Raw genomic sequence first — 6722 nt, forward strand, 5'->3', positions numbered from 1 at the left:
CGGCCTCGGTTTGTGTGGATTGCTAGTCCGTCAGGGTGAAAGCCGGTGATTCCCATTGCTCCCAGTGGGCCGGGTTCGCTTGGTCGCCCAGGGCTTTCAGGACCTTGACGTGGAACGTCCATTGGCCCGGTTCGAGGGCGCTGGGGCGGGCGGCTGCGAGGTCTTCAAGGTGGATGCCCATGGCGTCGTCCGGGCCTGGGGAGCGTTGCAGGTACTGCTCGGGCTCCCATTCGATGATCTCGCCGGTGTCGGCGTTCTCGGCGCTGACTTCCATTGCGGAGACCTGGTGGCCGAGGTACACGAGGGCGGCGAGGTCCGGGCCTTCGGTGAGGCTGAAGGTCTCGCCTTCCTTGATGTCGCGGTAGTCGAACTCGTGCGTCTCCGGGTCTTGGCCGACGATGACGGCGAGGCGCGGGAACTCCGGGTGCTCGAGGACCGGGATTGCCAGGTAGTCGCCCTGGTAGCCGGAGTAGGCGGCGGTCAGCGACTCGCCGCTGTCGGGGCGGGCGGTGATGCGGCCGCCGAAGACGCTGCCGAGCGGCAGGTCGGCGCTCGGTTCGACCGTCACGGTGACGGTGGCCTTCTGGCCCGGGTAGAGATTGAGGTGCTTCGGCTCGAACGTCACCTTCGGCTCGGCCGCAGTGAATCCCGGGTCACGGGTGTCGCCTGTGGTGGCGATCGTGGACCGGTGGGTGAGCTCGTATGAGCGGATCTCGCTGTCGCGCGAAGTGAGCTGGAGTTCGAAGGTGCGCGGGCCCGTGCCGTCGCCGGTGTTGACGCCCGTGGGGTAGAGGCAGGCCTCGGCGTCGAGGGCGTCGATCACGTCGATGACGCCGGTCCCCTGCCGGTGCGCCGCTTCGAGTTCGCCGAGGTCCGGGTTCTCGCCCCATGCGACAGGCTTGGCGGAGTTGGCGAGTCGCGTGCGCACGTCGCGTGGCGTGAGCTTCGGGTCGTCGTCGAGCAGGAGTGCGGCGGCGCCCGCGACGTGGGGGGACGACATCGAAGTGCCCGAAAGGGACTCGTACGAGCCGTCGGCCACCGGCACGGTGGACCAGATGCCGCCGCCGGGGGCGGTCACGTCCGGCTTGAACGACAGGTCCGGGGCGGGCCCGTAAGCGGTGAACGACGAGGCGAGGCCGCCGCGCGGGAGGTCGACCAGGACGGTCTCGCCGGTGAACTCCAGGACCGGTGCTTTGCCGATAGTGGCCAGGTCGTGCAGGTCCGCGCCGTCGGCGTCGGTGAGGGCGAGCGCCGGGACGGGGCCGTCCTCGATGCCGGTGCCGCCGAAGGGACCCGAGCGGTCGTTGTAGATGACGACGCTCGTCGCGCCCTCGGCCACGGCCCGCGCGTACTTCTCCTTGAACGTGCAGGTGCCGCGCACGATGAGCGCGGCCTTCCCGGCCACATCGCCTTCGGACGCGTCGTCGGGGCAGGCGCGGCCGAACCACACGAGCGGGTCGGTCGCGGCGCCCGGCTCGGGTTCGGGCGTGTCATTGATGCTGCGGTAGCCGATGCGACGGTCCAGGGCCGGGACGAACGCGGCGTCCATGCGCTGCTGCGGATTGTCGGTGGAGGCCACGGCGATCACGTCCGAGCCGACGGCCGGCGCCGAACCGGAGTAGATCCCGGTCTCGCCGTCGTTGCCCATCGAGGCGACGACGGTGACGCCCTCCTCGGTGAGTCGGCCGGCGGCCTCGGCGGTCGGGTAGCCCGGCCACTGGAACGACTGGCCGAGCGAGAGGTTCACGACGTCCATGCCGTCGTCGAGCGCCGCTTCGAGGGCCTGCATGATGACCTCGGAGCTGGTGGACCCGTCGCAGCCGAACACTTTGTAGGCCCCGAATTCGACGTCAGGGGCGACGCCGGTGACGTTCCCGTCCGCGCCCACGATGCCCGCCACGTGCGTGCCGTGCCCGCCGCAGTCGGCCGGGTCCTCGTCGGGGACCGGCTCAGTGTGCTCGGGGTCGTCGGAGTCGAACTCGTCGCCCACGAAGTCGGTGCCGTACGCGACCCGGCAGTCGGGGCCGAAGCAGCCGCCGAGGTCGGGGTGGGTGTAGTCGATGCCGGTGTCGATGATGCCGACCTTGACGCCCTCGCCGGTGACGCCCCGGTCGTGCGCGTCCGCCGCGCGCGTGGTCTGGATCGCCTGGGCCAGTTCGGGTTGCGCCTCCTCGGGCCGGTCGCCGACGCGGGCGGGGCCCATGAAGAGGACGTCGGACCAGACCTCTTCGACGAGGTCGAGGCGTTCCAGGCGTCGGGCGGTGGCGGGGTCGGTCTCGACGGAGACGCCGTTCCAGACGCGTTCGAAGTCGTGCCGGATCTCGTAGTCGAGGCCGTGCGCGGCGGCCTCGAGAACCGAGGCGCCCACGCCGGGCGCGAGCTCGACGAGCCAGACCTGGGGCGGTTCCTCGGTGTTCGCTTGGGCCGCTGGGGCCGAGGCGGCGAACAGCGGAAGGGCGATCGCGGCCGCGGCGAACGCGGTCGTCCGAGTGCCGCGTGGCCCGGTCGGCCGACCGTGGCGGTCAGGTGAGTTTCGGCGCAAGCCCGGCATCAGGGGTCCCTTTCGCGTTGTGCCGGTCGGGCGCTCCGGAGGCGTCCGGGCCCCCGACCGGCAGCTATGGCAGGACCTCGATCGTCGGGCATGGCGATGCGCGAAGCGCGCATTTGCCGCGCGGCCGTGTTGCGTGTCGGGATCAGCGGGACGAGTCAGGCGTCAGCCTTCGAAACGGGCACTCGAACGCGAGGTCGCGACCGGCCGCGAACGCGGCGGCTCGTCAGCCCGCGATCAGGTGCGCGAGGCCGAATCCGAGCAGGCCCGCGCCGAGGCCGCCCGCGAGGTTCGCCGCCACGTTCCACAGCGCGTGGTGCCAGCGCCCGTCCTCGACGAGCCGCAGCGTCTCGTACGAGAGGGTCGAGTACGTGGTGAGCGCGCCGCAGAAGCCGGTGACGAGCAGCGCCGACCAGCCGGGGTCGGCGACGGCGACCACGAGGAACACCGCCAGTCCCGAGCCGAACACGTTGACCACCAAGGTGCCCCAGGGCAGGAACCGGCCCGCGTAGTGGGCGACGACGAGGTCGGTGAGGAAGCGCGCGGGCGCGCCGACGGCGGCGCCGGTCGCGATGAGGAGGAGCGTCATGCGCGGCTCCGCACCAGTAGGCGGCGGGTCGCGTACATGCCGAAGGCGGCCGCGAGCAGCGCCGCGGCCATCGTCGCGAACGCGTACACGACCGCGAGCGCGGTCGCCCCGGCGTTCGCGGCCCTGCCGATGTCGACGATGTACGTGGAGAAGGTGGTGAAGCCGCCGAGGATGCCGACGCCGACGAAGGGGCGGATCATGCTGAGGCCGGGCGCGACCTCGGTGACCGTGATCATGAGGACGCCGATGAGCAGTCCGCCGACAGTGTTGGCGATGAACGTGGCCAGGTCGAACGAGCCGGGGACCGTGGGGAAGGCGACGTTGAGCCCGTGCCGGGCGAGCGCGCCGATCGCGCCGCCCGCCGCGACCGCGATCAGGGCGGGCCTGGACACGGCGCGGAGCATGTGGCGCAGCGGCGGGCGCGGGGATTCGGGCACGTCTTGAATCTATCCGGAGCGGCGGGGCCGCCGTTATTCCCTCCCTCGCGCGGCGCCGTATGCGGTCCCTCACTGACCCTTGCGCCCGTTATGCGAGTGCCGCTAACCTTGGTTCGCGATGAGCTACACGATCACGGACCAGCATCTGACACGCAGGCGTCACCTCGACTTCTGCCGCGTGTCGACCGTGCTCTGTCGTTAGCCCCGAACCTCTTCACCGGCGGGCTCGCCGATGTCTCCCTTTTCTCGCTGGCCTTGAGCCCACCCCAGCGTCTCCCTGAAATCCCGCAGCCGCTGCGTCCCCGCACCGTGCTGTTCGCCCAGAATCCAAGAGGTTCACCATGTCCGCAACCGCGGAAGCAACCGATACGAAGCAGCGCAAGCGCTTCAAGATCCCGTTCGCCTGGCAGCTCCTGATCGGCCTCGCCCTCGGCCTCGTGCTCGGGTACGTGGCCCGCGAATGGTCAGTGGCCTGGCTCGGCACGACCCTCGAGACGATCGGCACGCTGTTCGTGCAGCTGCTGTTCCTGATCGTCCCGTTCCTGGTGTTCACCGCGATCGTCGCCTCGATCGCGAACCTGCGCAATCTCGCGAACGCGGGCCGCCTGGTCGCCAAGACCCTCGGCTGGTTCGCGCTCACCTCGGCCATCGCCGTGGCGATCGGACTCGCGATCGGACTGGCCACGAACCCGGGCGAGGGCGTGACCCTGACCGGTTCGGCAGCCGCGCCGGAGACGACCGGTTCGTGGACGGACTTCCTCACCGGCATCATCCCCACGAACGTGGTCGACGCGTTCGTGAACGTGAACGTGCTGCAGATCGTGTTCCTCGCGATCGTGGTCGGTGCGGCCGCCGCGAAGCTCGGGGCCAAGGCCGAGCCGTTCCTGAAATTCAACGAGTCGGCGCTGGCGCTGGTCCAGAAGGCCCTGTGGTGGGTGATCCGCTTGGCGCCCATCGGCACCGCGGCGCTCATCGGCAATTCGGTGTTCGCGTACGGCTGGGATCTGCTGGAGCCGCTCGCGGTGTTCAGCATCGACATCTACGTGGGCGCGCTGATCGTGATGCTCGTGGTCTACCCGGTGCTGCTGCGCCTGGTCGCGAAGGTCTCGCCGGTGCAGTTCTTCCGCAAGGCGTGGCCGGCGATCCAGTTCGCGTTCGTGTCGCGCTCGTCGGTCGGGACGCTGCCGCTGGCGCAGCGGATCGTGACGGAGCGGCTCGGGGTGGCGCGCGATTACGCGTCGTTCGCGTCGCCGTTCGGTGCGACGACGAAGATGGACGGTTGCGCCGCGATCTACCCGGCGATCGCCGCGATCTTCGTGGCGCAGGTGTACGGGGTGCCGCTGGGCGTGCAGGACTACCTGCTCATCGCGTTCGTGTCGGTGATCGGTTCGGCGGCGACGGCGGGCCTGACCGGCGCGACGGTGATGCTGACGCTGACGCTCTCGACGCTGGGCCTGCCGCTGGAGGGCGTGGGTCTGCTGCTGGCGATCGACCCGATCATGGACATGATCCGCACGGCCACGAACGTGACCGGGCAGATGGTGGTGCCGGTGATCGTGGCGAAGTCGGAGCGGATCCTCGACCGCGAGGTGTACGACGCCAAGCCGGTGCCGCTGGACGCCGAGGCCGCCTTCGGCGGTGCCGCAGAGGCCGGCTCGGAGGAGCCGCCTCGCAAGGGCGAGCCCGCGCTGCAACCCGCTTAGACCCTATAGGAATCTTGAGGCTTTACCCTCTCTCCTGAAAGAGCGGGGCCGGTCCGCATCGGACCGGCCCCCGTTTCGCTGTCCGCCATGTACGGACGGCCGCTTGATGAGTGATGTCCCACAGCCCATCTGGCGCCAGGCATCGAGCGAATGCGTTCACGCATGATGCCGACCAGTACCGATGCAGCTCAAGCTGGACGGTTGTCCCCGGGACCGGTCCTCGGCGTAGGCATGATCCTCGGCTGGAGACGAGAAGGGTGCTGCATTGCAGGCTCCCGTGGGCCCCCGGGTCGGTGCTCCGATAGCGGATGTTGATAGGTTGCTCTGGACCGCAAGCGAAAGGAAGGAGGTGAGACGCGGTGTCGAAATTGAACGATCCGGTGTCCCCCTCCTGTCGAGTGCGCTGACGCGATGCCTCCACGGGCGGGGATGACACCCGCGAACCTGGAGTACATCAATGAAACGCGACAAAGCCCAACCGCAACCACCAGACGAGCGCGCCGCGCTGTACGAGCGGCTGCGTTGGCAGCGTCAAACCGTCCGTAGCAAGGCCGAGGGACTCGCCGAAGATCTTGCCCACCGGTCATACCTGCCCTCGCCTCTCATGACCGCGGCGGGACTGGTCTCGCACCTGCGCTGGGTCGAGCACAGTTGGTTCGAGGTCAGCCTTCTCGGTCTGCCCGACCAGGGGCCCTGGACCGACGATGACCCCGACGCCGAGATGCGGGTCGAACACGTTCCGCTCGTGCGGCTCCTCGACGAGTACGACGAGCAGTGCGCCCGCTCGGTCGAGATCGCCGACGCCCTGCCGCTCGAGGCGCTGGAACAAGGGCCCCCACCAGGGAGTGAGCCGTGCTCGCTGCGGTGGATCCTGTTGCACATGATCGAGGAGACCGCCCGCCACAACGGGCACCTCGACATCATCCGCGAACTGGCAGACGGCACCACCGGAGAATGAGCGGTGTCGGGACCGACCCGACGGCGGCCCGGTCCCGACACTCACCAATCCCGTCCGTACACGTCCGCACCGCCCGCCGCAACCCGCGAAGCTGCACGCCGACAAGGCCTACGACATTCCCGACTGCCACCGGGCCTCGCGCGAACGCCGGATCGGTGACCGGATTGCCCGCCGCGGCATCGAGTCCTCAGTCCGCATCGGCCGCCACCGATGGGCCGTCGAACGCACCATCGCCTGGCTCGGCGGCTACCGCCGACTCACCATCCGATACGAACGCCACGGCCACCTCTTCGCAGCATTCCTCGCACTCGCGGCCGCCATCACCTGCTACAAGAAGCTCGCCAACTGAGACAAGCTCTTAGCTTGCGTTTTAACCTTCTTGGTGTGCGCTGCAGGGGTTTCGGGACAAGGCGGATGACCGAAGTATGAATTCGGTGGCGTGCAGTCGGTTACCTATATCGACCGTTTCGGCCACTCGCGGTTGCCG

The 6722-nt window shown here is 69.3% G+C and carries 5 protein-coding genes and 1 pseudogene; 3 read left to right on the plus strand and 3 right to left on the minus strand.

Translation table 11 applies throughout. The features are described from left to right. Positions 1-22: 22 nt before the first annotated feature. From O1R50_RS23890 to O1R50_RS23900, 3 genes are all read right to left on the minus strand, one after another. Positions 23-2542 carry a S8 family serine peptidase gene (locus O1R50_RS23890; protein ID WP_270112765.1) on the minus strand — a complete coding sequence of 840 codons (2520 nt, stop codon included), beginning with the start codon at positions 2540-2542 and terminating at the stop codon, positions 23-25. A gap of 232 nt (positions 2543-2774) precedes the next feature. Beyond that, positions 2775-3137, minus strand: coding sequence for a fluoride efflux transporter FluC (locus O1R50_RS23895; protein ID WP_270112766.1), 363 nt, complete (start codon positions 3135-3137; stop codon positions 2775-2777). Then, entirely contained in the window at positions 3134-3574 is a 441-nt protein-coding gene (locus O1R50_RS23900) for a fluoride efflux transporter FluC (protein WP_270112767.1), read from the minus strand. Before O1R50_RS23900 ends, O1R50_RS23895 begins: the two co-directional genes overlap by 4 nt. A gap of 341 nt (positions 3575-3915) precedes the next feature. Here O1R50_RS23900 and O1R50_RS23905 point away from each other — a divergent pair, with 341 nt between their 5' ends. From O1R50_RS23905 to O1R50_RS23915, 3 genes and pseudogenes are all read left to right on the plus strand, one after another. Further along, positions 3916-5277: a dicarboxylate/amino acid:cation symporter gene (locus O1R50_RS23905; protein WP_270112768.1), complete on the plus strand. Its 1362-nt coding sequence runs from the start codon at positions 3916-3918 to the stop codon at positions 5275-5277. 457 nt (positions 5278-5734) lie between these two features. Then, positions 5735-6235: a DinB family protein gene (locus tag O1R50_RS23910; RefSeq protein ID WP_270112769.1), complete on the plus strand. Its 501-nt coding sequence runs from the start codon at positions 5735-5737 to the stop codon at positions 6233-6235. Between the two features lie 61 nt (positions 6236-6296). Continuing rightward, a pseudogene (locus tag O1R50_RS23915) lies at positions 6297-6584 on the plus strand (transposase); the annotation flags it as partial. Between the last annotated feature and the right edge of the window lie 138 nt (positions 6585-6722).

Source organism: Glycomyces luteolus, from assembly GCF_027622875.1.
GTDB lineage: Bacteria > Actinomycetota > Actinomycetes > Mycobacteriales > Micromonosporaceae > Glycomyces > Glycomyces luteolus.

What these genes read in the sequence shown, in the direction of transcription:
- O1R50_RS23905 (WP_270112768.1), top strand. Translation starts at nt 3,916, where the DNA reads ATGTCCGCAACCGCGGAAGCAACCGATACGAAGCAGCGCAAGCGCTTC.
- O1R50_RS23895 (WP_270112766.1), bottom strand. Translation starts at nt 3,137, where the DNA reads ATGACGCTCCTCCTCATCGCGACCGGCGCCGCCGTCGGCGCGCCCGCG.
- O1R50_RS23910 (WP_270112769.1), top strand. Translation starts at nt 5,735, where the DNA reads ATGAAACGCGACAAAGCCCAACCGCAACCACCAGACGAGCGCGCCGCG.